We start from the raw sequence: 23,255 nt of genomic DNA, 5'->3' as shown, positions 1-23,255 counted from the left end.
CGCACGGCCCGGGCCCCCGCCTACCCGCCGGTTCGGCCCCCGTGACCGCGGCCGGCGTGGGACCCTTCGTACGGAGTGCCGGGCCCCCTGGAGCGCATTGCATAAACCTGCGTAGCTACGTATAGTCATGCCATCGACGAGGAGGGTCCGATGGCGGTACGTGTAGCGGTGGCCGGTGCGAGCGGGTACGCGGGCGGTGAAGTCCTGCGCCTGCTGCTCTCGCACCCCGAAGTCGAGATCGGCGCCCTGACCGGCCACTCCAACGCCGGAGAGCTCCTCGGCAACCTGCAGCCGCACCTCGTGCCGCTCGCGGGCCGGACCCTGGAGGCCACCACCCCCGAGGTCCTGGCCGGGCACGACGTCGTGTTCCTCGCGCTCCCGCACGGCCAGTCCGCCGCCGTCGCCGCCCGGCTCGGCGAGGAGGTGCTCGTCGTCGACATGGGCGCCGACCACCGGCTCAAGGACTCGGCCGACTGGGACAAGTTCTACGGGGCCCCGCACGCCGGCACCTGGCCGTACGGGCTGCCCGAACTGCCCGGCGGGCGCGCCGCGCTCGAAGGGACCAAGCGCATCGCCGTCCCGGGCTGCTTCCCCACGGCCGTCTCCCTCGCGCTGTTCCCGGCCTACCAGGCGCAGCTGGCCGAGCCGGAGGCCGTGATCGTCGCCGCCACCGGGACCTCCGGCGCGGGCAAGGCGCTCAAGACGCACCTGCTCGGCGCCGAGGTGATGGGCAGCGTCACGCCGTACGGAGTGGGCGGGGCCCACCGGCACACGCCGGAGATGGTGCAGAACCTGTCCCCGCTCGCGGGCACCAGGGTCTCCGTCTCCTTCACCCCGAACCTAGTGCCCATGCCCCGCGGCATCCTCGCCACCTGCTCGGCCAAGGCCCTGCCCGGCACCACGGCCGACTCGCTCCGCGCCGCCTACGAGAAGGCGTTCGCGGACGAGCCGTTCGTCCAGCTGCTGCCCGAGGGCCGGTGGCCGTCCACCAAGTCGGTGCACGGCTCCAACGCCGTCCACGTCCAGGTCGCCTACGACGAGTCCGCCGGGCGGATCATCGCCGTCAGCGCCATCGACAACCTGACCAAGGGCACCGCCGGCGGCGCGGTGCAGAGCATGAACATCGCCCTCGGCCTGCCCGAGAGCCTGGGACTTTCCACGATCGGAGTCGCACCGTGAGCGTCACGGCAGCACAGGGGTTCACGGCTGCGGGCATCGCCGCCGGGATCAAGGCCAACGGCAACCCCGACCTGGCCCTGGTGGTCAACAACGGGCCGCGTCTGGCCGCCGCGGGCGTCTTCACCTCCAACCGCGTCAAGGCCGCACCCGTGCACTGGTCCGAGCAGGTCCTGCGCGGTGCCACCGTCAGCGCGGTCGTCCTGAACTCCGGCGGCGCCAACGCCTGCACCGGCCCCAAGGGCTTCCAGGACACGCACGCCACCGCGGAGAAGGTCGCGGAGGTGCTCGGCGGCGACGTGAACGCCGGCGAGGTCGCGGTCGCCTCCACCGGCCTGATCGGCGTCCTGCTCCCCATGGACAAGCTGCTGCCGGGCATCGAGACCGCCGCCGCGGCCCTGTCCGAGGACGGCGGCGAGGACGCGGCCGTCGCCATCAAGACCACCGACACCGTGCACAAGACGGCCACGGTCTCGCAGGACGGCTGGACCGTCGGCGGCATGGCCAAGGGCGCGGGCATGCTCGCCCCCGGCCTGGCCACCATGCTCGTCGTCCTCACCACCGACGCCGACCTGGACAGCGCCACCCTCGACCGGGCACTGCGCGCCGCCACCCGCACCACCTTCGACCGGGTCGACTCCGACGGCTGCATGTCCACCAACGACACGGTGCTGCTGCTGGCCTCCGGCGCCTCCGGCACGGCGCCCGCGTACGAGGTGTTCGCCGAGGCCGTACGGACCGTCTGCGACGACCTGGCCCGCCAGCTGATCGGCGACGCCGAGGGCGCCAGCAAGGACATCCGCATCGAGGTCATCGGCGCGGCCAGCGAGGACGACGCGGTCGAGGTCGGCCGGTCCATCGCCCGCAACAACCTGCTCAAGTGCGCCATCCACGGCGAGGACCCGAACTGGGGCCGGGTGCTCTCCGCGATCGGCACCACTCAGGCCGGCTTCGACCCGGACCGGCTGAACGTGGCCATCAACGGCGTGTGGGTCTGCAAGAACGGTTCGGTCGGCGAGGACCGCGACCTGGTCTCGATGAAGGACCGCGAGGTACGCATCACCGCCGACCTCTCCAACGGCAGCGAATCGGCCGTCATCTGGGCCAACGACCTGACCGCCGACTACGTCCACGAGAACAGCGCGTACTCCTCATGAGCGACGAGAAGGCCGGGCAGCCCGGCACCGGAACGGCGCGCAAGCACACCGCGCTGCCCAAGGCGCAGATCCTCATCGAGGCGCTGCCCTGGCTGACCCGCCACAACGGCAAGATCGTCGTCATCAAGTTCGGCGGCAACGCCATGATCGACGAGGACCTCAAGGCCGCCTTCGCCCAGGACGTGGTCTTCCTGCGGCAGGCCGGACTCAAGCCCGTCGTGGTGCACGGCGGCGGCCCGCAGATCAACGCCCAGCTCGACAAGCAGGGCCTGGTCAGCGAGTTCAAGGCGGGCCTGCGGGTCACCACCCCGGAGGCGATGGACGTCGTACGGATGGTCCTGGCGGGCCAGGTCCAGCGCGAGCTGGTCGGGCTGCTCAACGAGCACGGGCCGCTCGCCGTCGGCATGACCGGCGAGGACGCCCACACCATCACCGCCACCAAGCACACGCCCGAGATCGAGGGCGAGCTCGTGGACATCGGACGGGTCGGCGAGATCACCGCGATCGACACCGGCGCGATCGAGGCGCTGCTGGCGGACGGCCGGATCCCGGTGATCTCCTCCATCGCCCGCAGCGCCGACGACCATCACGTGTACAACGTGAACGCGGACACGGCGGCGGCGGCCCTGGCCGCCGCGCTCGGCGCCGAGACCCTGATGGTCCTCACCGACGTCGAGGGCCTCTACGCGGACTGGCCGAACAGCGACGAGGTGATCAGCCGGCTCACCGTCGGCCAGCTGGAGAAGCTGCTGCCCGAGCTGTCCAGCGGCATGGTTCCCAAGATGGAGGGCTGCCTGCACGCCGTCCGCAACGGCGTCACCACCGCCCGCGTGATCGACGGGCGGGTCCAGCACTCGATCCTGCTGGAGATCTTCACGGACGAGGGAATCGGCACGATGGTCGTGCCCGACGCACAGGGAGGAGAGCCCCGGTGAGCACCGGCAACGAGGAGTACCGCGCCCGCTGGAAGGGCGCGCTGACCGACAACTACGGCACCCCCGAGCTGGCCCTCGTCCGCGGTCAGGGCGCACAGGTCTGGGACGCCGACGGCAAGCAGTACACCGACTTCGTCGGCGGCATCGCGGTCAACGCCCTCGGCCACGCCCACCCGGCGGTCGTCGAGGCCGTCACCGGCCAGATCCGGACCCTGGGGCACGTCTCCAACCTCTACGCCTCCGAGCCGGTCATCGCGCTCGGCGAGCGGCTGCTCCACCTCTTCGGCCGGCCCGGCAAGGTGTTCTTCTGCAACTCCGGCGCCGAGGCCCTGGAAGCCGCCTTCAAGATCGGCCGGCTGACCGGGCGGACCCACATGGTCGCCACCACGGGCGGCTTCCACGGCCGCACCATGGGCGCCCTCGCGCTCACCGGGCAGCCGAAGAAGCAGGACCCGTTCCTGCCCCTGCCCGGTGACGTCACGCACGTCCCGTACGGGGACGCCGAGGCGCTGCGGGCCGCCGTGACCGAGCGGACGGCGCTCGTGGTCATCGAACCGGTCCAGGGCGAGAACGGCGTCGTCGTCCCGCCCGCCGGGTACCTGACGGCCGCCCGTGAGATCACCCGCGCCACCGGCACCCTGCTGGTCCTCGACGAGGTGCAGACCGGCATCGGCCGGTGCGGCCAGTGGTTCGAGCACCAGGCGCACGAGGGCGTCGAGCCGGACCTGGTCGCGCTCGCCAAGGGGCTGGGCGGCGGTCTGCCCATCGGCGCCGTGGCCGCCTTCGGCGCCGCGGCCGACCTGCTCCGGCCGGGCCAGCACGGCACCACCTTCGGCGGGAACCCGGTCGCCTGCGCCGCCGGACTCGCCGTCATCGACACCATCGCCGCCGAGGGCCTGCTCGAGCAGGTCAAGGCGCGGGGCGAGCGGCTGCGCTCCGGAATCGAGGCCTCCGGTCATCCGCTGGTCTCCCACGTCCGTGGGGCCGGTCTGCTGCTGGGTATCGTGCTGACCGAGCCCCTCGCACCTCAGGTGCAACAGGCGGCTCAGGATGCCGGTTACCTGGTCAACGCGCCCGCCCCCGACGTCGTACGACTGATGCCGCCGTACGTCCTGTCCCAGGGCGAGGCGGACGCGTTCCTCCGGGACCTGCCCGGCATCCTCGACGCGGCCAACGGGGACGGATCCGGAGAATGAGACGACGATGAGTCAGGCGCAGGACAACGAGCACGGGGGGCAGGCCGTCCCGCAGACCCGCACCGCCCGCCACCGCCGGATCGTGGACATCCTCAACCGGCAGCCGGTCCGCTCGCAGAGCCAGCTGGCCAAACTGCTCGCCGACGACGGCCTGAGCGTCACCCAGGCGACGCTCTCCCGGGACCTCGACGAGCTCGGCGCGGTGAAGATCCGCAACACCGGCGGAGAGCTGATCTACGCGGTGCCCAGCGAGGGCGGCTTCCGCACCCCGCAGGCCCCGCTCGGCGAGTCGGCGAAGGAGGAGCGCATGCGGCGCCTCTCCGGAGAGCTGCTGATCTCGGCGGAGGCCTCCGCGAACCTCGTGGTCCTGCGCACCCCGCCGGGCGCCGCGCAGTTCCTCGCCTCGGCGATCGACCAGGCCGAACTGCGGGAGATCCTCGGCACGATCGCGGGCGACGACACGCTGATGCTGATCAGCCGCGACCCGGCGGGCGGCCAGGCCCTGGCCGATCACCTGCTGCGCCTCGCCCAGAAGGAGGGCTAGGGGTGTCTGACGGGCGTCGCGACGCCACGGACATCCGTCAGACACCCCCTAGGCCGGCTCGGCCGCAGGTGCCTAGTACCGGGTGACCGCCAGGGTCCCGGACTCGGTGCCGATCGCGATGTGGGGGCGGCGGGCCGGGTCCGCCCAGCGGAGGATCTCGCGCATCGCCTCGCGGGGTACGGACACGCAACCGGCCGTCGCGCCCTTGCCGTTGACGTGCAGGAAGATCCCGGCGCCCCGGCCACGCACCGGCTCGGCGTAGTTGAAGCCGATGACCAGCGCGTGGGCGTACTGGGCCTCGTAGGTCACCAGGTGCTCCGCCTCGCCCGGCGCGCAGTGCGCCGGCAGCGGCTCCACCCAGCGGTTGTAGGCGGCCGACGCGTTGTCCTGGCACCACCACGAGTCGCCGGTCACCCGCCGGTAGCCGTACTCGGTGCCGGCCGGCGCCCGCCGGATCCCGAAGGCGTACGGGAGGCCGTACAGCCCGGCCGGGGTGGTGTTCGTGCCCTGGGTGCGGGTCGAGCCCTCGGTCAGGCCCTTCGCCCCGAAGCGGGCGTCCGCGCTCCCGGCCTCGTACCACCGCCCCGCCCGCCGGTCCCACCACGTCAGCCGCCCGGTCGTGGAACCGGGCGCGGGCGCGACGGCGGTGATCAGCTGGCTTCCGCCGCCGGTGTCGGCGAGCCGGGCGGGCAGCGGGGCATGGCTCTGGGAGCCCTGCGGGAGCAGGGTGGTGACGATCAGTGAGCCCGTGACGAGAGCGGTACGCAGCACACGTCAGACGGTACGGGGCGGAAGGGGCAGCGGCAGCGCAGGCAGGCCGTCGAGGCTCGTTCCGATGTGGTCCTTCTTCTCGCAGTAGGCGGCGAACTCCTCGTCCGTCTTGCGGGCGAAGTACTCCGCGTGGAGGGTGCGCTCGCCCTCGTACTCCATGAAGGGGACGGCGTACCCGCACGTGTCGGAGATCCGCTGGGCGTGGACCAGGATGATGGCCCGCGCGGACGGCCCGTCGGCGTCCCCGAACCCGCCGATCAGCCCGGCCCAGCGGGGGTCGTCGCGGAAGACCGCCTCGCCCTCGCCGTGCACGCGCACGATGTTGGGCGGACCGGTGAAGGCGCACCACATCAGGGTGATCCGGCCGTTCTCGCGGACGTGCGCGATGGTCTCGGCGCCGCTGCCGCCGAAGTCGAGGTAGGCGAGCGTCTGCTCGTCGATGACGACGAGGGTCCCGGCGCGGCCCTTGGGGGACAGGTTGACGTGGCCGTCCCCGGCGAGCGGTGCGGTGGCCGTGAAGAAGACCGGCTGCTCCTCGATGAACGTGCGAAGCCGGCCGTCTATGCGTGTGTAGAGCTTTCCCATGTAGATGATTATCCGATCGATCCCTGGGGTGCGCGCGGAATTCCGAGCTGCGAACGCATCCGCCCCATGACGTAGTCGCTGAACAGCCCGGTGCAGCGGTCCAGCAAGGCGCCGACCTCGGAATCCCCGAGCGGCAGCGTGGGCGGCCGGTAGGGGGACCACAGGCTCTGCACGCGTTGCGCGGCGATCCGCCGCAGCCCCGGACTGGGGTCCGTCAGCAGCTCCACGGAGGCCCGCAGCGCGTCGACGCCCCCGCGCGCGTACAGCACCCGGTACGCGGCCCGGCGGGTGTGCGGCGGGAGCCCGGGCGCGATCCGGGCCGCCAGCCACTCGACGTCCAGCTGCCCGGCCAGCGGGACCAGGCTGAGCGAGGCCTCGCGGGCGACGGCGGGCGAGGGGTCGTCGAGCAGGGGCAGCAGCAGCCCCGCGTCGTCGGCGTCCAGCGTGCGCAGCCCCGTGACGGCGGCGGCCCGCAGGGCGCCGGAGCCCTGACCGGGTGGCTCCAGCAGCGCGCGCAGCAGTGGTGCGTCCGCGTGCCGGGCGCACTCGGCGAAGCCGGCGACGGCGTACGGGGTCACCCGCTCCGGGTCCTCGACCAGCGTGCGGCACAGGGCGTACGGGTCCCGGCCGTCCTGCCGGACCAGCCACCGGGCGCAGGCCCTGACCAGTCCCGAGCGGTCGGCCAGGTGCTGCGCGGCCTCGGCGGCGCGTCCGGCCCGGCGCAGGGCGGTGACCCCGCCGGCGCGGACCATCGGGATGTGCCCGTGCAGCAGGCTGTCGACGGCCTCGTCGTCCGGACCGTCGGCGGCGAGCGCGGCCAGCGCGGCGTCCGCCCAGACCAGCGCCGTCGCCGGGTCCCGTTCCTCGCCGGCCCGCCGGGCGAGCTCCCGTACGCCGAACAGGCCGGAGTCCAGGGTGATGCGGGTGGCGAACCGGCGGGTCGGCAGGTCGCCGCTGCGGCGCAGCCAGCCCAGGACGGTGTCGGGCTCCTCGCCGGTCATCGTGCGCGCGGCGCGGGCGGGCCGCCACCACTGTCCGGCGCGCGCGGGACGCCACCAGGGGGCCGGCACCGGGTCCCCGCGGAGCGCTGCCTCGAACAGGTCGCGCGCCCAGCCGCCCTGCTCGCGCCGGGCCAGCCGCAGGACGAGCGGGGTGAGGCCGATCAGGGCGTGCGCCGGGTCGGCGGCAAGGGCCCCGGCGAGCACCTGCCGGGCGCGCTCGCGCACCGCGGGGGCCCAGTCGGTGCACCGGATCACGACCAGCGGGAGCGGCGCGCGCGGTGCGGCGAGCGCCGCCTCGCGGACCCGGCCGTCGGGGTGGCACAGGCGGATCTCGATCGGGTCGGCGGCGCGGGGCCCCGGGTGCCAGGGGGAGTGGCCGTGCCGGACCTCCGCGTCGAAGGCGATCCAGGACTGGGGCAGGGTCGGGTGGCGGACGCCGCCGAGCCCGGTGCGCCCGCCCCGCATCAGGGCCGCGGCCGCGGCCCGGCCCTCTGCCGCCTGCCGCTGTTTCTCGGCTCCCACATGTCCTCCCCGATCGGCGTGGACTGCCGATCGTAGGCGTCGGCCGGCCCGGGCGCCCCTGATATCCGCCCTGGTCAGGCAGGTGGGCTTGGAGGTCGATTGACGAATCATACGGAAGAGTGCATAGTTATGCCTGTCGTTGCATGCACCGAGAGGTGACCCGCACGCCCGTAAGGAGAAGCCCGTGACCGAGCGCGTCGTACTCGCCTACTCAGGCGGACTGGACACCTCCGTCGCCATCGGCTGGATCGCCGAGGAGACGGGCGCGGAGGTCATCGCCGTCGCGGTGGACGTCTGCCAGGGCGGCGAGGACCTGGACGTCATCCGCAAGCGCGCGCTCGCCTGCGGTGCGGTGGAAGCCGAGGTGGCGGACGCCAAGGACGAGTTCGCCGACGAGTACTGCCTCCCGGCGATCAAGGCGAACGCCCTCTACATGGACCGCTATCCGCTGGTCTCCGCCCTCTCCCGGCCGGCCGGCGCTGGGGCGAGCTGGTCTACGACGGCCTGTGGTTCTCCCCGCTCAAGCGGGCCCTGGACGGCTTCGTCGAGGAGGCCAACCGGCACGTCACCGGTGACATCCGGATGACCCTGCACGGCGGCCGCGCCGTCGTCACCGGCCGGAAGTCGGACGAGTCCCTGTACGACTTCAACCTGGCGACCTACGACTCGGGCGACACCTTCGACCAGTCCAAGGCCCAGGGCTTCATCGAGATCTTCGGCCTTTCCTCGAAGATCGCCGCGCGCCGCGACCTCGCCTGAGGCGCACGCACAGCCGAACGGACCGCCTCCCGTTACCTCCGCGACCGGGCGGCGGTTGCACATTCCCCACCATGCAGTCTTGAGGAGCAGTAGCTGTGAGCAGCAACAACGGTGACGTCCGGCTCTGGGGCGGCCGCTTCGCCGACGGGCCCGCCGAGGCCCTCGCGAAGCTGTCCGCGTCGGTCCACTTCGACTGGCGCCTCGCGCCGTACGACATCGCGGGCTCCCGGGCCCACGCCCGGGTGCTGCACAAGGCCGGGCTGCTCACGGCCGACGAGCTCGAGCGCATGATCGACGGGCTCGACCGGCTCGAAGCCGACGTGGCCGCGGGCACCTTCACCGGCACCATCGCCGACGAGGACGTGCACACCGCGCTGGAGCGCGGCCTGCTGGAGCGGCTCGGCGCCGACCTGGGCGGCAAGCTGCGGGCCGGCCGGTCCCGCAACGACCAGGTGGCCACCCTCTTCAGGATGTACCTGCGCGACCACGCCCGGATCATCGGCGGGCTCGTCGCCGACCTCCAGGACGCGCTGGTCGGCCTCGCCGAGACGCACGCGGACGTGGCCATGCCCGGCCGCACCCACCTCCAGCACGCCCAGCCGGTGCTCTTCGCCCACCACGTACTGGCCCACGTGCAGTCCCTGTCCCGGGACGCCGAGCGGCTGCGCCAGTGGGACACCCGGACCGCGGTCTCCCCGTACGGCTCGGGCGCGCTGGCCGGCTCCTCGCTCGGCCTGGACCCGGAGGCGGTCGCCGCCGACCTCGGCTTCGAACGCGGCTCGGTCGGCAACTCCATCGACGGCACGGCCTCGCGGGACTTCGTGGCCGAGTTCGCCTTCGTCACCGCGATGATCGGGATCAACCTGTCCCGGATCGCGGAGGAGATCATCATCTGGAACACGAAGGAGTTCTCCTTCGTGACCCTGCACGACGCCTTCTCCACCGGCTCGTCGATCATGCCGCAGAAGAAGAACCCGGACATCGCGGAGCTGGCGCGCGGCAAGTCGGGCCGCCTCATCGGCAATCTGACGGGCCTCCTCGCGACCCTCAAGGCGCTGCCCCTGGCCTACAACCGGGACCTCCAGGAGGACAAGGAGCCGGTCTTCGACTCCTGCGACACCCTCGAGGTCCTGCTGCCGGCCTTCACCGGCATGATGGCCACCCTCACGGTCAACCGGGAGCGGATGGAGGAGCTGGCTCCGGCCGGCTTCTCGCTCGCCACCGACATCGCGGAGTGGCTGGTCAAGCAGGGCGTGCCGTTCCGCGTCGCCCACGAGGTGGCCGGCGAGTGCGTCAAGGAGTGCGAGGCGCTCGGCATCGAGCTGGACGGGCTCACGGACGAGCAGTTCGCGAAGATCTCGGAGCACCTGACCCCCGAGGTCCGCTCCGTCCTCAACGTGCCCGGCGCGCTGGCCTCCCGCAACGGCCGCGGCGGCACCGCCCCTTCGGCGGTCGCCGTCCAGCTGACCGAGCTCAAGGCGGACCTGGTCATCCAGCACGCCTGGGCCGTGCACAAGCAGTAGCGGCTCCGGGGCCTCCCGTTGGCGGGGAACCGTCCGGCCCGCACCGAGCGTGTCGGACGGTGTCCTGATCATGGGAGACGAGGAGACGATCGTGGAAACCTCAGGAGCCGGCCCGTCCCGGCGCGCGGTCCTGGCGCTCGGTGCCGGGACCGCGCTGTTCACCGGCCTGGCCGCGGCCGCCGGCGGCCCCGCGTACGCCTCGGAACCGGCGGGCGCGGTGGTCCGGCGGCTGCGGGAGCTGGAGCGGCGGCACTCCGCCCGGCTGGGGGTGTTCGCCCGCCACACGGCCACGGGCCGGACGGTGGCGTACCGGGCGGACGAGCTGTTCCCGATGTGCTCGGTCTTCAAGGGGCTCGCCGCCGCGGCCGTGCTGCGCGACCTCGACGAGGACGGCGAGTTCCTCGCCCGGCGGATCCGGTACACGCGGGAGTACGTCGAAAAGTCCGGGTACGGCCCGGAGACCGGCAAGCCCGGGAACGTGGCCGACGGCATGACGGTCGAGGCCCTGTGCGCCGCGTCCGTCAGCCTGAGCGACAACGCCGCGGCCAACCTGCTCCTCGAAGAGCTCGGCGGCCCCACCGCGGTCACCCGCTTCAGCCGGTCGCTGGGGGACCGGACCACCCGGCTGGACCGCTGGGAACCCGAACTGAACTCCGCCGAGCCCGGGCGGGTCACCGACACCACCAGCCCCCGGGCCATCGGGACCACGTACGGGCGGCTGCTGCTCGGCGACGCGCTGCCGCCCCGGGACCGCGCGCTGCTGACCGGCTGGCTGGTCGCCAACACGACGAACACCGGCCGGTTCAAGGCGGGCCTGCCCGCGGACTGGGTCCTGGCGGACAAGACCGGCGGCGGGAGCGAGTACGGGGTGGCCAACGACGTGGGCGTGGTGTGGCCGCCGGACGGCGCTCCGCTCGTCATGGCGGTCCTGACGACCAAGCCGGGCTCACCGGCCGGCCCCAGGGACGACGAGCTCGTCGCGGAGACCGCCCGGCTGCTGGCTTCGGTCCTCACCTGATCCCCGCGCCGCCCAGTCGCGCAGCGCGTCGAAGTCCGCCCGGGTCAGGCCGATCCGCTCGTCGACGCGCATCAGCAGCGCGTGAACGGGATGCTGCCGGCCGACGTACTCGCGGTCCATGGCGGTGATGTCGTCGTCGATCCACGCGAAGGGCCGGGCGCCCGCGTATTCGAGGATGTACTGGGTCTTCCAGAACGTCCCGCGCGGGGCCCGGCCGTGCATCACCGGCCAGTCGATGAAGGGCAGTCTCGGCAGGCCCAGGTGCGGGCCTATCCACTCGTTGGCCTCGTCCTTCCACGTGGTGGCCCAGACGAGCTCGTACGCCTCCGCCAGCGCGAGCAGCTCCGCGCCGTGGCCGTGGTTCAGCCAAACCCGCAGGGGCTTCGCGCTCTCGGCCCCCGTCCAGCCCGTCGGCCGCATCCGGTGGGTGGTGTAGCCCTCGGGGCGGCGCTGCGGCTTGGCCGCGTAGGGGTTCAGCGGCCCGTCGACGTCGATCAGCAGCAGTGGCTTCATCTGCGCAGGATTCCTCTCAGGCTGCCGGACGGCAGCTCATTTTCGGCTGAATGAGACGTGCACGTCTCATTCGGGGTACACTTGTCTCATGGCCATGGATCGTGACCAGGTGCTCCGTGATGCGGCGGCCCTGCTCTCCCGCAAATCGACCGCCACGATGGACGAGGTCGCCCGCGCCGCAGGGATCGGGCGCGCGACCCTCCACCGGCACTTCGCCGGGCGCGACGCGCTCGTACGGGCCCTCGAAGAACTCGGCATCCGGGAGTTCGAGGTGGCGTTCGACAATGCCCGCCTCGACGAGGGCACGGCCGTGGACGCCCTGAAGCGGCTCGTCGCCGAGGCAGAGCCCAACGCCCAGCTGCTGGCCTTCCTCGTTACCGAGAACCAGCTCTTCGAGGGCGACCAGGTCAACGAGGGATGGGCCCGCCTCGACGCCCGCGTCGCCGCGCTCTTCCGGCGCGGCCAGGCCGAGGGCGACATCCGGATCGACCTGAGCACCGCCTGGCTCACCGAGGCCCTCTACGGCCTCATCGGCACCTGCGCCTGGGCCGTCATGGACGGCCGGGTCGCCGCCAAGGACTTTCAGTACATGATCATCGAGTTGCTGCTCGGTGGCGCAAGACGGAGTGTGGAGAAATGACCGGAACCGAGCAGCTGAGCCTGACGAAGGGGATGGAGGCCAAGAGCCCCGGGCGCTGGCTCGCGCTGTCCGTGCTCGTCCTGGCCGTGCTGCTGGTCGCGGTGGACGCGACCGTACTCGGCCTGGCCACGCCCTCCCTCAGCGAAGACCTGAAGCCGTCCGGCACCCAGCTGCTGTGGATCGGCGACATCTACTCCTTCGTCATCGCCGGACTGCTCGTCTCGATGGGCTCCCTCGGCGACCGGATAGGCCGCAAGAAGCTGCTGCTGGTCGGCGCGACCGCCTTCGGTGCCGTCTCCGTCCTCAACGCCTACGCGACCAGCCCCGAGATGATGATCGTCGCCCGGGCCCTGCTCGGCGTGGCCGGCGCGACCCTGATGCCGTCCACCCTCGCGCTGATCCGCAACATCTTCCACGACCCCAAGGAGCGCAGCCTCGCCATCGGCATCTGGGGCGCCACCGCCTCGGCCGGCGCGGCCGTCGGCCCGGTCGTCGGCGGAGCCCTGCTCCAGCACTTCTGGTGGGGCTCGGTCTTCCTCATCAACCTCCCCGTGATGATCGCCCTGGTCGCCGTCGGGATCAAGCTGCTGCCCGAGTCCAAGAACCCGGTCGCGGGTCCCTGGGACCTGTTCAGCGTCGGCCTCTCCCTCGTCGGTGTCATCGGCGTCGTCTACGCCGTCAAGGAAGTCGCGACCCACGGCATGACCTGGGGCGTCTGGGCCGCCGCCGTCATCGGCGCCGCCAGCCTGTACGCCTTCGTCCGCCGCCAGTTCAGCCTGCCGTCCCCGCTGCTCGACATGCGGCTCTTCCAGCACCGCGGCTTCTCCGGCGCGGTCCTCGCCGACCTGCTCACCGTCTTCGGGCTGTCCGGACTGGTCTTCTTCCTCTCCCAGTTCCTCCAGCTCGTCCAGGGCCGCGACCCCCTGGAAGCGGGCCTGGCCGAACTGCCCGCCGCCATCGGCGCGGTGGTCACCGGCCTGGTCGCGGGCCGCTACGCCCGCCGCTACTCGGTGCGCTCCGTCGTCGCCGGCGGACTGGCCGCGATCGGCCTGGCCCTCGCCGTGCTCACCGTGGTCCACAAGGAGACCGGCTACCCGCTGCTGGGCGCGGCCCTCCTCCTGGTCGGCCTCGGCGCCGGATTCTCCTTCACCGTCACCGCCGACGTCATCCTTTCCAGCGTGCCCAAGGAGCAGGCCGGTTCGGCCTCGGCCGTCTCCGAGACGGCCTACGAACTCGGCGCGGCCCTCGGCATAGCCCTGCTCGGCTCCATCGTGACCGGCGTGTACCAGGGCTTCACGGCCCCCGCCTCGGTCTCCGGGCCCGTCGCCGACGCCGCGCACGAATCCCTCGGCGGGGCCGTCGAGGCCGCCAAGACGCTGGACCCGCAGACCGCCGGACAGCTGGTGACATCGGCCCAGGAGGCCTTCACGGACGGGCTGCGGCTGGCCTCCGGCGTGGGCGCGGCCGTCCTGCTGGCCACCGCCGCGGCCGCCTGGTTCCTGCTCAAGGGCCAGAAGCTCCAGGACGGCATCGAGCACTGACGTCACGCCAAAGGGTGGTGTCCCCGGCCGAGTTGACAGTCCGTCGGCCCGCGGGACACCATCCCGGCGATGGAGATCAACGACCTGACCCCGGCCGAGCGCCGCATCTGGGACGCCTTCCCGCGCGGCGAGCGGGTCGACTTCCGGTCACACCCCGGCGAGGACGCGGCCGCCGCCGACGGCCACGCCTGGGGACCCGAGCGGACCGTACGGGCCGAGGTGCTCACCCACCTCCTGCTGAACGGATCGAGCTCCCGCGGGCTGGTCGCCGGCCTCAACGTCCGGGGCGTCCGGATCACCGGCAAGCTCAACCTCAAGTACGCCGTGGTCGAGCACGCGATCCGGCTGCGCGGCTGCTGGTTCGAGCGCAAGCCCCTCATCTACGGGGCCCAGCTGCGGGCCCTCGTGCTGACCGACTCGACCCTGCCCGGCCTCACCGCCACCTCCGTCAGCATCGACGTGGCACTGCGCATGCCCTGCTGCCGGATCAGCGGCCCGGTGCGGCTCTCCGGAGCCCGGATAGCCGGCGGCCTCTTCCTGCAGCAGGCGGTCATCGGGACACCCGGGGCAGCCGCCGAGGCGTCCGCGGCGGGCGAGGAGGCGCCGCTCCAGGTCAACCACGCCGACATCGGCACCGACGTGATCGCCTTCGGGCTCACCGTCCACGGCCAGACCCGCCTCAACGGCGCCACCGTCGGCGGTCAGGTCAACCTCGACGACGCCCGCCTGCTGGCCCCCGGCTCCACCGCCCTGCACGCCGAGAACCTGTCCGTCGGCACCGACCTGCGGGCCCTGCGGATGGAGGCCCACGGGCGGGTCAACCTCACCGGCTCCCGCATCCCGGGCCAGCTCCAGTTCGGCTACGCCCGCTTCGTCAACCCCGGCGGCGTCGCCCTGCGCGCCTCCAGCTGCGTGATCGGCGAGGTGTGGCTGCGGTCCTGCGAGACCGTCCAGGGCGCGGTGAACCTGCGGCGCTCCCAGTTCGACATCCTGCACATGCCCAGTGAGACCTGGCCCGACCGGATCCGCATCGACGGGCTGACCTACCGCACCCTCGCCCCGCACCTGCCCGCCGAGCAGCGGCTGCCCGCCCTGGAGCGCGCCGAGTCCGGCTACCTCCCGTACGCCTACGAACAGCTCGCCGCGGCCTACCGTACGGCGGGCGACGAGGCCGCAGCCCGGACCGTCCAGCTCGCCAAGCTGCGCCGTCACCGCGGCACCCTGCCCCGGCACGCTCGGCTGTGGGGGAAGCTCCAGGACGTCACCGTCGGCTACGGCTTCCGGCCGCTGCGGGCGGTCGGCTGGCTGCTGGCCCTGCTGCTGACCGGCTCCGTCACGTACGCGGTCCGGCCGCCGCGGCCCCTCAAGGCGGGCGAGGCACCGGACTTCAACCCGGTGTTCTACACGATCGACCTGCTGGTCCCGATCATCAGCTTCGGGCAGGAGTCCGCCTACGCCCCGAGCGGCTGGTACCAGTGGCTGTCGTACCTGCTGATCGTGACCGGCTGGATCCTCGCCACCACCACGGCGGCGGGCGTCAGCCGGTCCCTCCAGCGGCAGTAGGTCAGGCGGCCTTCGCCTTGGTCGCGTACATGTCCACGTACTCCTGGCCCGACAGGCGCATGACCTCGGCCATCACCGAGTCGGTGACCGCGCGCAGCACGTACCGGTCGCGGTCCATGCCCTCGTAGCGGGAGAACTCCATCGGCTCGCCGAAGCGCACGGTGACCCGGCCCGGGCGCGGCATGCCGGCGCCGCCGGGCTGCAGCTTGTCGGTGCCGATCATCGCGAACGGGACCACCGGGGCGCCCGTCATCAGGGTCAGGCGGGCGATGCCGGTGCGGCCGCGGTAGAGCCGGCCGTCGGGGGAGCGGGTGCCCTCCGGGTAGATGCCGAAGATCTTGCCCTCTTCGAGGATCCGGCGGCCGGTCATCAGCGCCGCGACCCCGCCGTTCGCCCCGTCGCGGTCGACGGGGATCATGCCGGAGCCGGTGAAGAACCAGGCCATCGCGCGGCCCTTGATCCCCTTGCCCGTCACGTACTCGTCCTTGCCGATGAAGTGGACCGTGCGGTCGCACACCAGCGGAAGGATCATGGAGTCGATGAACGTGAGGTGGTTGCCCGCCAGAATCACCGGCCCGGTCCCCGGGATGTTCTCGATGCCCTCCACACGGGTGCGGAACATCAGGCGCATGACCGGTCCGACAGTGGCTTTGATGAGGCGCGTACGGAACAACGTGGGCCCTCCGGCATCGAAAAGCGGTTCTCGCACCCACCACGTGGCGGTAGTGCAGGTGAGGACGATACTCGCGGGTCAGCTCTGATCGCACATCGGGTTCACACATCGGATACGCAGTGTTGACGCACGTTTCCGCCGTGTTCCGACGGGACACCCTCGCCCGAAACCCCTCCCCGCCTACGATCGGCACGCCGATTCGGGCGTTTTCGCGATGGGGAGTGGCGTTCATGACACAGGGTGGGGCAGCACGGCGCACGGTCCTCGGCGCGGCCGTACTGGCGGCGGGCACCGGCATGGCCGGACTCGCGGCGGGACCGGCCGCCGCCTCCGCCGCGGGCGGCGGGCACGGCGAGGGCGGCTTCCGGGACCTCCCGTACCCGACGGTGATCGGCCACCGCGGAGCCAGCGGCTACCGGCCCGAGCACACGCTCGGCTCCTACCAGCTCGCACTCGACATGGGCGCCGACGTCATCGAGCAGGACCTCGTCCCCACCAAGGACGGGCACCTGGTGTGCCGCCACGAGAACGAGATAGGCGGCACCACGGACGTCGCCGACCACCAGGAGTTCGCGGGTCGCCGGACCACCAAGTCCGTCGACGGGGTCTCCGTCACCGGCTGGTTCACCGAGGACTTCACCCTCGCCGAGCTGAAGACCCTGCGCGCGAAGGAGCGCATCCCCGCCGTCCGGCAGCGCAACACCCTCTACGACGGCCAGTGGGCGGTGCCCACCTTCGAGGAGGTCCTGCGCTGGGCCAACCGGGAGAGCCGCCGCCGCGACAAGCAGGTCTGGCTGCACGTGGAGACCAAGCACCCCAGCTACTTCCGGTCGCTCGGCCTGGGCCTGGAGGAGCCGCTCGCCAAGCTGCTGCGCCGGTACGGGCGCGACCGCCGGGATTCGGCCGTCTTCCTCCAGTCCTTCGAGCCCTCCAGCATCCAGCGGCTCTCCCGGCTGGTCTCCGCACCGCGCGTCGTCCTGCTCTCCGCGGCGGGCACCCGCCCCTGGGACTTCGAACTGGCCAAGGACCCGCGCACCGTCGCGGACCTGGTCAAGCCCGAGGGCCTGCGGTGGATCGCCGGCTTCGCCCAGGGCATCGGCCCGACCATGGACCTGATCCTCCCGCGCGACGCGGCCGGCAAGCTCGGCACCCCGACCACCCTGGTCAAGGACGCCCACGCCCAGGGGCTGCTGCTGCACCCCTACACCGCGCGCAACGAGAACAGCTTCCTGCCGGCCGACTTCCGCAAGGGCACGGACCCGGCCGCGTACGGAGACGCCTTCGCCGCCTTCCGGACCTACTTCGAACAGGGCATCGACGGCATCTTCACCGACAACCCGGACACCGGACTCCTCGCCGCCGAAGCCTTCCGCCCGGGCCGGCGCCCCGTCAACCGCTGACCGGAGCTTCACGTACGAGTGGGACGCGCCCGGCGCGGAAACCGCCGGGCGCGCGGCGCTCGTCCCGCCCGGCATGGACCTGCTGAAGGCTGACCTCTTTGAGAAGCTCGGCCCGCTGCTCTCGGCCGAGGCGGCGGCGGAGGCTCCGGGCGCCGGAGTCGAGGCGGCCGACCTGGAACAAGCCGTCTGGGTCAGGCTGCTGGAGAGCGGCCCGCGCGACCCCGACCCCACCGGCCGCGCACGCTGGCTGCGCCGGGCCGTGCGCGCCGAGGCCCGGCTCGCCCGGCGGCGGGCGCGCCGCGAGATCCCGTACGACTACCGCCACCGCTCGGCCGGCGCGGCCCCCGCGGACGCCGGCGGCGCACCGGAGGACGACCTGCTGAACGGCGAGGAGACCCGGGCGCTCCGATCGGCGGTCGCCCGACTGCCCGGACGCTGTCCGGAGCTGATGAAGGCACTTCTTTCGCCCAGAGACCTCACTTACCGTGAAATCGCAGGAGAGTTGGGTATCTCACAAGGAAGTTTGGGGCCCGTCCGTTCCCGTTGCCTGGGATGTCTGCGCAGAATGCTGGCTGCAGAGGTTGCGGCTCCTGGCCTGCGGGGAAAGGAGCGGTAGACCAACGGGCTACCAGGTGAGCGGGAGGCATGCGCACATGGGCATGAGCGTGACCATTTCGGCGGCGGCTGCCGAGGACGCTGAGCAGATCTTCAAACTGCAGTACCTGGCCTTCCAGCGCGAGGCCGAGTTGTACGGCAACTACCTCATCCAGCCGCTCACCCAGTCCCTGGACTCCCTCAAGGCGGAGCTCGCGGCGGACACCGTACTGGTGGCCCGGCTCGGCGACGAGGTCGTCGGCACCGTGCGCGGCAGCGTGGACGAGGAGGGCACCGGGAAGATCGCCAAGCTCTGCGTCCACCCGCGGCTGCAGGGTCACGGTCTGGGGGCCCGTCTGCTGCGCGCCGTCGAGGAGGCCCTCGCCGGACACGGCGCCACCACCCGCTTCCGGCTGCACACCGGGCACAAGAGCGAGTCCAACCTGCGGCTCTACCGCAAGGCGGGCTACACGAAGGTCGGCGGCCGCACCGCCTCGGACGGCGTGCAGCTGGTGATCCTGGAGAAGGAAGCCAAGGACGCCACCGACTTCGCGGTCAGCGCCTGACCGGCACTGCCCGCCCTGATCAGCGCTTCTTGCGGAGCCAGAGCATCCCGGTGACCGGCAGGATCACCGGGATGAACAGGTAGCCCATCCCGAACTGCGACCACACGGTCGCGTCGGGGAAGGAGTCGGGCCGCACCAGGGTCCACGTGCCGACGGCCAGGACGCCCGCCAGCTCGGCGGCGCAGCAGACCAGCGCCGCCTTGCGGGCCGTCTCCCCGCCGCGCACCAGCGAGTACGTGATGAACGCGTAGGCCAGCGCCGCCGCGGCGGACAGCGAGTACGCCAGCGGCGCCCGGCCGAACTCGGTGGAGATCTGGTAGGCCGACCGCGATACGGCGCCGACCACCATCACCCCGTACAGCCACACCAGGAGCAGGCCCGGCCCGGAGACGAGCCGAGTGCGCCCGGCGGCTGTGGCGGTCGTCGTATCAGGCACCGGTGGTTCCCCAGATGTCGTAGAGCCGTACTTCGAGGACGGCGAGGACGACCGCGCCCGCGGCCACCGTCACCGAACCCCACTTGGTCCGCTCGGTCAGCGAGAGCATCCCGGCGGCCGGTACCGCCGCGAAGGCGCCCAGCAGGTACGCCACGAAGATCACCGTGCCCTCGTCGGGCTTCTCGCCCTGGGCCAGCTTGACCAGGCCGATCACCAGCTGGGCCAGGACCAGCACCGTCACCACGGCCATGCCGATGAAGTGCCAGTCCTTGGTCGGCTGGTCCCGCCATGCGGCGTGGCCGCACCAGGCGGCGAGGGCGAGTGCGGCCACACCGATGGCGACCGTCAGGGCGTCGAGCATGCAGCGAGGGTATTACGGGCCGAAAGACCCGATGCGCTCACCCCTGGGCGGGCGCTTTGCTGGAAGCATGAACCTGCACGCCGAAGCCCTGCTGTTCGACAACGACGGCACGCTCGTGTCCTCCATGGAATCGGTGCACCGCTGCTGGACCCGGTGGGCCCGCGAGTACGAGATATCCGAGGAGGAGTTCGCCCGCGTGGAGCTGCACGGGCGGCCCGCCGCGGAGATCATCGCCGAGCTGCTGCCCGCCGGAGTGCGGGCCGAGGCCCTCGCCCGGATCGAGACCCTGGAGGTCGAGGACGTGGCGGGCGGAGTGGTGCTGCTCCCCGGCACCAAGGACCTGCTCTCCGCGCTGCCCGCCGGCCGCTGGGCCGTGGTCACCTCCGCCACCCGGCCGCTGGCCGAGGCCCGGCTGCGCGAGGCCGGCATCGACTTCCCCGAGATGGTCGCCGCCGAGGACATCACCCGAGGCAAGCCCGACCCCGAGCCCTTCCTGCTCGCCGCCCGCCGCCTCGGCGTCGACCCGGCCCGCTGTGTGGTCTTCGAGGACGCTCCGGCCGGGCTGGCGGCGGGTCGTGCGGCCGGCATGCGGACCGTGGCCTTGACCACAACGCACGCCGCCGCCGACCTCGACGCGGACGTGGTCGTACGGGACCTTTCGGCCGTGTCGGTGCAGGTCGAAGACGGGGGTCTGACCATCGGGACGGACGGCTGACGGCGACCGGTCTTGTCCGGTATGCGGCCGCTTTCCGTCCGCTATGCGGACATCGTTGATCGGTGAAGGGCCATGTCTGGTTTACTGGGGCCCATGACCACGACGAGCAGCCGCACCCTTGCGACCGAGGCGACGATGACGCCCGGTGCTCGTTGTATGTGTCGAATGCGCGCCTTCTGAGGGCCCCTTCCGCACGCCTCGCGCCCCGAAGCGAGACCGGCCGAGCCCGTCCGTGCATCCCTGGACCGCTCCTGCCCCGCGCACGCGTCGACACCATCCTTTTTCCCACGGTTCGACCCGTATCGCGTCCCCAGATGTTTGCCCCGTGCCCGGCACCCGCAGCGCCGTGCACTCGACAGCGACGGAAATCCTGTGATCACCACATCGGGCCTCACGAAGGTCTACCAGTCCCGTGGCCGCGAGGTCACCGCCCTGGACGGCGTGGACCTCCACGTCCGCGAGGGCGAGGTCTACGGCGTCATCGGCCAGAGCGGCGCCGGCAAGTCCTCCCTGATCCGCTGCGTGAACCTGCTCGAGCGCCCCACCACCGGCACCGTGAGCGTCGACGGCGTCGACCTCACCGCGCTCGCCGGCCGCGGTCGGCGAGCCGGCAAGGAACTGCGCGAGGCCCGCAGCCGCATCGGAATGGTCTTCCAGCACTTCAACCTGCTGTCCTCGCGCACCGTCCAGGGCAACATCGAGCTGCCCCTGGAGATCCTCGGCGTCTCCGGCCGCGAGCGCTCCCGCAAGGCCCTGGAACTCCTCGACCTGGTCGGCCTCGGCGACAAGGCCAAGGCCTACCCCACCCAGCTCTCCGGCGGCCAGAAGCAGCGCGTCGGCATCGCCCGCGCCCTGGCCGGCGACCCCAAGGTGCTCCTCTCCGACGAGGCCACCAGCGCCCTGGACCCCGAGACCACCCGCTCCATCCTCCAGCTGCTGCGCGACCTCAACCAGCAGCTCGGCCTCACCGTGCTGCTCATCACGCACGAGATGGACGTGGTCAAGTCGGTCTGCGACTCGGCCGCCCTGATGAAGCGCGGCAAGATCGTCGAGTCCGGCACCGTCGCCGAGCTGCTCTCCACCCCCGGCTCCGAGCTCGCGGGCGAACTGTTCCCCGTCACCGGCGCCGCCACCGGCCCCGACCGCACGGTCGTCGACGTCACCTTCCACGGCGAGGCCGCCGCCCAGCCGGTCATCTCGCAGCTCTCGCGCACCTACAACATCGACATCTCGATCCTCGGCGCCGCGATGGACACCGTCGCCGGCCGCCAGATCGGCCGGATGCGCATCGAGCTGCCCGGCCGCTTCGAGGACAACGTCGTACCCGTCGGCTTCCTGCGCGAGCAGGGCCTCCAGGTCGACGTCGTCGACGGGGAAGACACCGGCGGCACGGCCGACACGATCGACAACGAACTGGCCGCGCTGGTCGAGGATGGTGCGAAGTGACCTGGTCCGAGATGCAGCCCCTGCTCACCCAGGGGACCTACGACACCCTCTACATGGTGCTGTGGTCGACCCTGGTGACCGTCCTGGGCGGACTGCCCATCGGCATCCTGCTCGTCCTCACCGACAAGGGCGGCCTGCTGCAGAACCAGCCGCTCAACAAGGTGCTCGGCGTGATCGTGAACATAGGCCGCTCGCTGCCGTTCATCATCCTGCTGATCTTCCTGATCCCGGTCACCACCGCGGTCGTGGGCACCTTCATCGGCCCCACCGCCATGATCGTCCCGCTCGCCATCGGCGCCATCCCCTTCTTCGCCCGGCTCGTCGAGACCGCCGTCCGCGAGGTGGACCACGGCCTGATCGAGGCCGTCGAGTCCATGGGCGGCGGCATCCCGACCCTCGTCGGCAAGGTGCTCCTGCCGCAGGCCCTGCCCTCCCTGGTCGCCGGTGTCACCACCACCGTCATCACCCTGGTCGGCTACTCCGCCATGGCCGGTGCCGTCGGCGGCGAAGGCCTCGGGTCCAAGGCCATCACGTACGGCTTCCAGCGCTTCGAGACCGGATTCATGGTCGCCACCGTCGTCGTCCTGATCGCCATCGTCACGGTGATCCAGCTCATCGGCGACGGCGTGGTCCGCCTGCTGGCCCGCCGCGGCCGGACAGCCTGAACGACCCGGGCTGACAAGACCTCCCACCCCTGAAAGCCCGCACTTGTCGTGCTTGGGCCACCACCCCGAAATGCAAGAAAGGCACTCTTCGTGCGTAAGAACATCAAGCTCACCGCCCTCGCCGCCACCGCCACCGCGCTCGCCCTCGGCCTCACCGCCTGCGGCAGCTCCTCGGACCCGTCCTCCACCAAGGCCGACGGCGGCAAGACCGACGAGAGCAAGCCGCTCGTCATCGCGGCCTCCCCGAGCCCCCACGCCGACATCCTGAACTTCGTGAAGGACAAGCTCGCGCCGAAGGAGGGCCTCAAGCTGGAGGTCAAGGAGTTCACGGACTACGTCCTGCCGAACACCGCCACCCAGCAGGGCCAGGTCGACGGCAACTACTTCCAGCACAAGCCGTACCTCGACGACTTCAACAAGAAGAACAACACGACCATCGTGCCCGTCGTGAACGTGCACCTGGAGCCCCTCGGCCTCTACTCCAAGAAGGTCAAGACCCTCGCGGACATCAAGGCCGGCCAGACGATCGCCGTCCCCAACGACACCACCAACGAGGGCCGCGCGCTCCAGCTGCTCGCCGCGAACAACCTGATCACCCTCAAGGAGGGGGTCGGCACCGGCGCCAAGCTGTCCGACATCACCGACAAGAAGGGCCTGGAGTTCAAGGAGCTGGAGGCCGCCACGGTCCCGCGCGCCCTGAACGACGTGGACGCCGCCGTCATCAACGGCAACTACGCCATCGAGGCCGACCTCTCGCCCGCCAAGGACGCGCTGGTCCTGGAGAAGGCCGAGGGCAACCCCTACGCCAACTTCCTCGCGGTCAAGGACGGCAACCAGAACGACCCGCGGATCCAGAAGCTCGTCAAGCTCCTGAACTCCGACGAGGTCAAGAAGTTCATCGAGGAGAAGTACCAGGGCTCGGTCATACCGGCCTTCGGCACCCCCGCCTCCTGAC

At 71.8% G+C, this 23,255-nt stretch carries 24 protein-coding genes and 1 pseudogene; 18 read left to right on the top strand and 7 right to left on the bottom strand.

Annotated elements, in window-relative coordinates; all coding sequences use genetic code 11:
• The first annotated feature begins 150 nt into the window (after positions 1-150).
• From argC to ACTVZO_RS09315, 5 genes are read left to right on the top strand one after another with little or no spacing between them, the layout of a single operon-like run.
• Positions 151-1,179, top strand: a complete 1,029-nt coding sequence (argC, locus tag ACTVZO_RS09335; protein ID WP_443297935.1) for an N-acetyl-gamma-glutamyl-phosphate reductase — start codon at positions 151-153, stop codon at positions 1,177-1,179.
• Positions 1,176-2,333 carry a bifunctional glutamate N-acetyltransferase/amino-acid acetyltransferase ArgJ gene (gene argJ / locus ACTVZO_RS09330; protein WP_443297934.1) on the top strand — a complete coding sequence of 386 codons (1,158 nt, stop codon included), beginning with the start codon at positions 1,176-1,178 and terminating at the stop codon, positions 2,331-2,333. Before argC ends, argJ begins: the two co-directional genes overlap by 4 nt.
• Positions 2,330-3,268 (top strand): acetylglutamate kinase, encoded by a 939-nt coding sequence (argB, locus tag ACTVZO_RS09325; protein ID WP_443297933.1) that lies wholly within the window; start codon positions 2,330-2,332, stop codon positions 3,266-3,268. Before argJ ends, argB begins: the two co-directional genes overlap by 4 nt.
• Positions 3,265-4,464 carry an acetylornithine transaminase gene (locus ACTVZO_RS09320; protein WP_443297932.1) on the top strand — a complete coding sequence of 400 codons (1,200 nt, stop codon included), beginning with the start codon at positions 3,265-3,267 and terminating at the stop codon, positions 4,462-4,464. Before argB ends, ACTVZO_RS09320 begins: the two co-directional genes overlap by 4 nt.
• Positions 4,465-4,471: 7 nt before the next feature.
• A complete protein-coding gene (locus ACTVZO_RS09315) occupies positions 4,472-5,008 on the top strand; it encodes an arginine repressor (protein WP_030027366.1) in 537 nt (178 codons plus the stop codon).
• Positions 5,009-5,080: 72 nt separating this feature from the next.
• Here ACTVZO_RS09315 and ACTVZO_RS09310 read toward each other — a convergent pair whose 3' ends face one another.
• From ACTVZO_RS09310 to ACTVZO_RS09300, 3 genes are read right to left on the bottom strand one after another with little or no spacing between them, the layout of a single operon-like run.
• Positions 5,081-5,776 carry a L,D-transpeptidase family protein gene (locus ACTVZO_RS09310; RefSeq protein WP_443303093.1) on the bottom strand — a complete coding sequence of 232 codons (696 nt, stop codon included), beginning with the start codon at positions 5,774-5,776 and terminating at the stop codon, positions 5,081-5,083.
• Positions 5,777-5,782: 6 nt separating this feature from the next.
• Positions 5,783-6,364: a pyridoxamine 5'-phosphate oxidase family protein gene (locus ACTVZO_RS09305; RefSeq protein ID WP_443297931.1), complete on the bottom strand. Its 582-nt coding sequence runs from the start codon at positions 6,362-6,364 to the stop codon at positions 5,783-5,785.
• An 8-nt stretch (positions 6,365-6,372) separates the two neighbouring features.
• Complete coding sequence (locus ACTVZO_RS09300; RefSeq protein ID WP_443297930.1) at positions 6,373-7,887, bottom strand: hypothetical protein; 1,515 nt, start codon at positions 7,885-7,887, stop codon at positions 6,373-6,375.
• 184 nt (positions 7,888-8,071) lie between these two features.
• Between ACTVZO_RS09300 and ACTVZO_RS09295 the strand changes: the two are divergent.
• The 3 genes and pseudogenes from ACTVZO_RS09295 to bla all read left to right on the top strand — a co-directional run bounded on the left by ACTVZO_RS09295 (position 8,072) and on the right by bla (position 11,187).
• Positions 8,072-8,646 (top strand): annotated as a pseudogene (locus ACTVZO_RS09295) (argininosuccinate synthase domain-containing protein).
• Between the two features lie 95 nt (positions 8,647-8,741).
• Positions 8,742-10,169: an argininosuccinate lyase gene (gene argH / locus ACTVZO_RS09290; protein ID WP_443297929.1), complete on the top strand. Its 1,428-nt coding sequence runs from the start codon at positions 8,742-8,744 to the stop codon at positions 10,167-10,169.
• A gap of 91 nt (positions 10,170-10,260) precedes the next feature.
• Positions 10,261-11,187 carry a class A beta-lactamase gene (bla, locus tag ACTVZO_RS09285; RefSeq protein WP_443297928.1) on the top strand — a complete coding sequence of 309 codons (927 nt, stop codon included), beginning with the start codon at positions 10,261-10,263 and terminating at the stop codon, positions 11,185-11,187.
• Here bla and ACTVZO_RS09280 read toward each other — a convergent pair.
• The gene (locus tag ACTVZO_RS09280) at positions 11,116-11,700 is read right to left on the bottom strand and encodes an HAD domain-containing protein (protein ID WP_443297927.1); all 585 of its coding nucleotides are present in this window, start codon (positions 11,698-11,700) and stop codon (positions 11,116-11,118) included. The genes bla and ACTVZO_RS09280 overlap by 72 nt on opposite strands.
• A gap of 88 nt (positions 11,701-11,788) precedes the next feature.
• Here ACTVZO_RS09280 and ACTVZO_RS09275 point away from each other — a divergent pair, with 88 nt between their 5' ends.
• The 3 genes from ACTVZO_RS09275 to ACTVZO_RS09265 all read left to right on the top strand — a co-directional run bounded on the left by ACTVZO_RS09275 (position 11,789) and on the right by ACTVZO_RS09265 (position 15,444).
• Positions 11,789-12,340 (top strand): TetR/AcrR family transcriptional regulator, encoded by a 552-nt coding sequence (locus ACTVZO_RS09275; RefSeq protein ID WP_443297926.1) that lies wholly within the window; start codon positions 11,789-11,791, stop codon positions 12,338-12,340.
• Complete coding sequence (locus tag ACTVZO_RS09270; protein ID WP_443297925.1) at positions 12,337-13,881, top strand: MFS transporter; 1,545 nt, start codon at positions 12,337-12,339, stop codon at positions 13,879-13,881. Before ACTVZO_RS09275 ends, ACTVZO_RS09270 begins: the two co-directional genes overlap by 4 nt.
• Positions 13,882-13,950: 69 nt before the next feature.
• Entirely contained in the window at positions 13,951-15,444 is a 1,494-nt protein-coding gene (locus ACTVZO_RS09265; protein WP_443297924.1) for a membrane-associated oxidoreductase, read from the top strand.
• A 1-nt stretch (position 15,445) separates the two neighbouring features.
• On the opposite strand, the gene ACTVZO_RS09260 is transcribed toward ACTVZO_RS09265, so the two are convergent.
• Positions 15,446-16,075: a lysophospholipid acyltransferase family protein gene (locus tag ACTVZO_RS09260; RefSeq protein WP_362297797.1), complete on the bottom strand. Its 630-nt coding sequence runs from the start codon at positions 16,073-16,075 to the stop codon at positions 15,446-15,448.
• Positions 16,076-16,347: 272 nt separating this feature from the next.
• On the opposite strand from ACTVZO_RS09260, the gene ACTVZO_RS09255 reads away from it, so the two are divergent.
• The 3 genes from ACTVZO_RS09255 (at position 16,348) to ACTVZO_RS09245 (ending at position 18,677) form a co-directional block, all read left to right on the top strand.
• Positions 16,348-17,517 carry a glycerophosphodiester phosphodiesterase gene (locus ACTVZO_RS09255; RefSeq protein ID WP_443297923.1) on the top strand — a complete coding sequence of 390 codons (1,170 nt, stop codon included), beginning with the start codon at positions 16,348-16,350 and terminating at the stop codon, positions 17,515-17,517.
• A gap of 73 nt (positions 17,518-17,590) precedes the next feature.
• Positions 17,591-18,133: a sigma-70 family RNA polymerase sigma factor gene (locus ACTVZO_RS09250; RefSeq protein WP_443297922.1), complete on the top strand. Its 543-nt coding sequence runs from the start codon at positions 17,591-17,593 to the stop codon at positions 18,131-18,133.
• Between the two features lie 37 nt (positions 18,134-18,170).
• Entirely contained in the window at positions 18,171-18,677 is a 507-nt protein-coding gene (locus ACTVZO_RS09245; RefSeq protein ID WP_443297921.1) for a GNAT family N-acetyltransferase, read from the top strand.
• Positions 18,678-18,696: 19 nt separating this feature from the next.
• On the opposite strand, the gene ACTVZO_RS09240 is transcribed toward ACTVZO_RS09245, so the two are convergent.
• Together ACTVZO_RS09240 and ACTVZO_RS09235 are read right to left on the bottom strand one after the other, a co-directional pair.
• The gene (locus tag ACTVZO_RS09240) at positions 18,697-19,113 is read right to left on the bottom strand and encodes a hypothetical protein (RefSeq protein WP_443297920.1); all 417 of its coding nucleotides are present in this window, start codon (positions 19,111-19,113) and stop codon (positions 18,697-18,699) included.
• Entirely contained in the window at positions 19,106-19,474 is a 369-nt protein-coding gene (locus ACTVZO_RS09235) for a hypothetical protein (RefSeq protein ID WP_384224477.1), read from the bottom strand. The genes ACTVZO_RS09240 and ACTVZO_RS09235 overlap by 8 nt, the downstream gene beginning before the upstream one ends.
• Positions 19,475-19,541: 67 nt before the next feature.
• On the opposite strand from ACTVZO_RS09235, the gene ACTVZO_RS09230 reads away from it, so the two are divergent.
• The 4 genes from ACTVZO_RS09230 (at position 19,542) to ACTVZO_RS09215 (ending at position 23,254) form a co-directional block, all read left to right on the top strand.
• Positions 19,542-20,189, top strand: coding sequence for an HAD-IA family hydrolase (locus ACTVZO_RS09230; protein ID WP_443297919.1), 648 nt, complete (start codon positions 19,542-19,544; stop codon positions 20,187-20,189).
• Positions 20,190-20,561: 372 nt separating this feature from the next.
• The gene (locus ACTVZO_RS09225) at positions 20,562-21,635 is read left to right on the top strand and encodes a methionine ABC transporter ATP-binding protein (protein WP_443297918.1); all 1,074 of its coding nucleotides are present in this window, start codon (positions 20,562-20,564) and stop codon (positions 21,633-21,635) included.
• The gene (locus ACTVZO_RS09220) at positions 21,632-22,300 is read left to right on the top strand and encodes a methionine ABC transporter permease (protein WP_384224472.1); all 669 of its coding nucleotides are present in this window, start codon (positions 21,632-21,634) and stop codon (positions 22,298-22,300) included. The genes ACTVZO_RS09225 and ACTVZO_RS09220 overlap by 4 nt, the downstream gene beginning before the upstream one ends.
• 90 nt (positions 22,301-22,390) lie before the next feature.
• Complete coding sequence (locus tag ACTVZO_RS09215; RefSeq protein WP_443297917.1) at positions 22,391-23,254, top strand: MetQ/NlpA family ABC transporter substrate-binding protein; 864 nt, start codon at positions 22,391-22,393, stop codon at positions 23,252-23,254.
• The last annotated feature ends 1 nt before the right edge of the window (position 23,255 follow it).

Origin of the sequence: Streptomyces sp. IBSNAI002, from assembly GCF_052244475.1 — a bacterium.
Taxonomy (GTDB): Bacteria; Actinomycetota; Actinomycetes; order Streptomycetales; family Streptomycetaceae; genus Streptomyces.
This window is presented reverse-complemented; position numbering and strand designations above follow the sequence as displayed.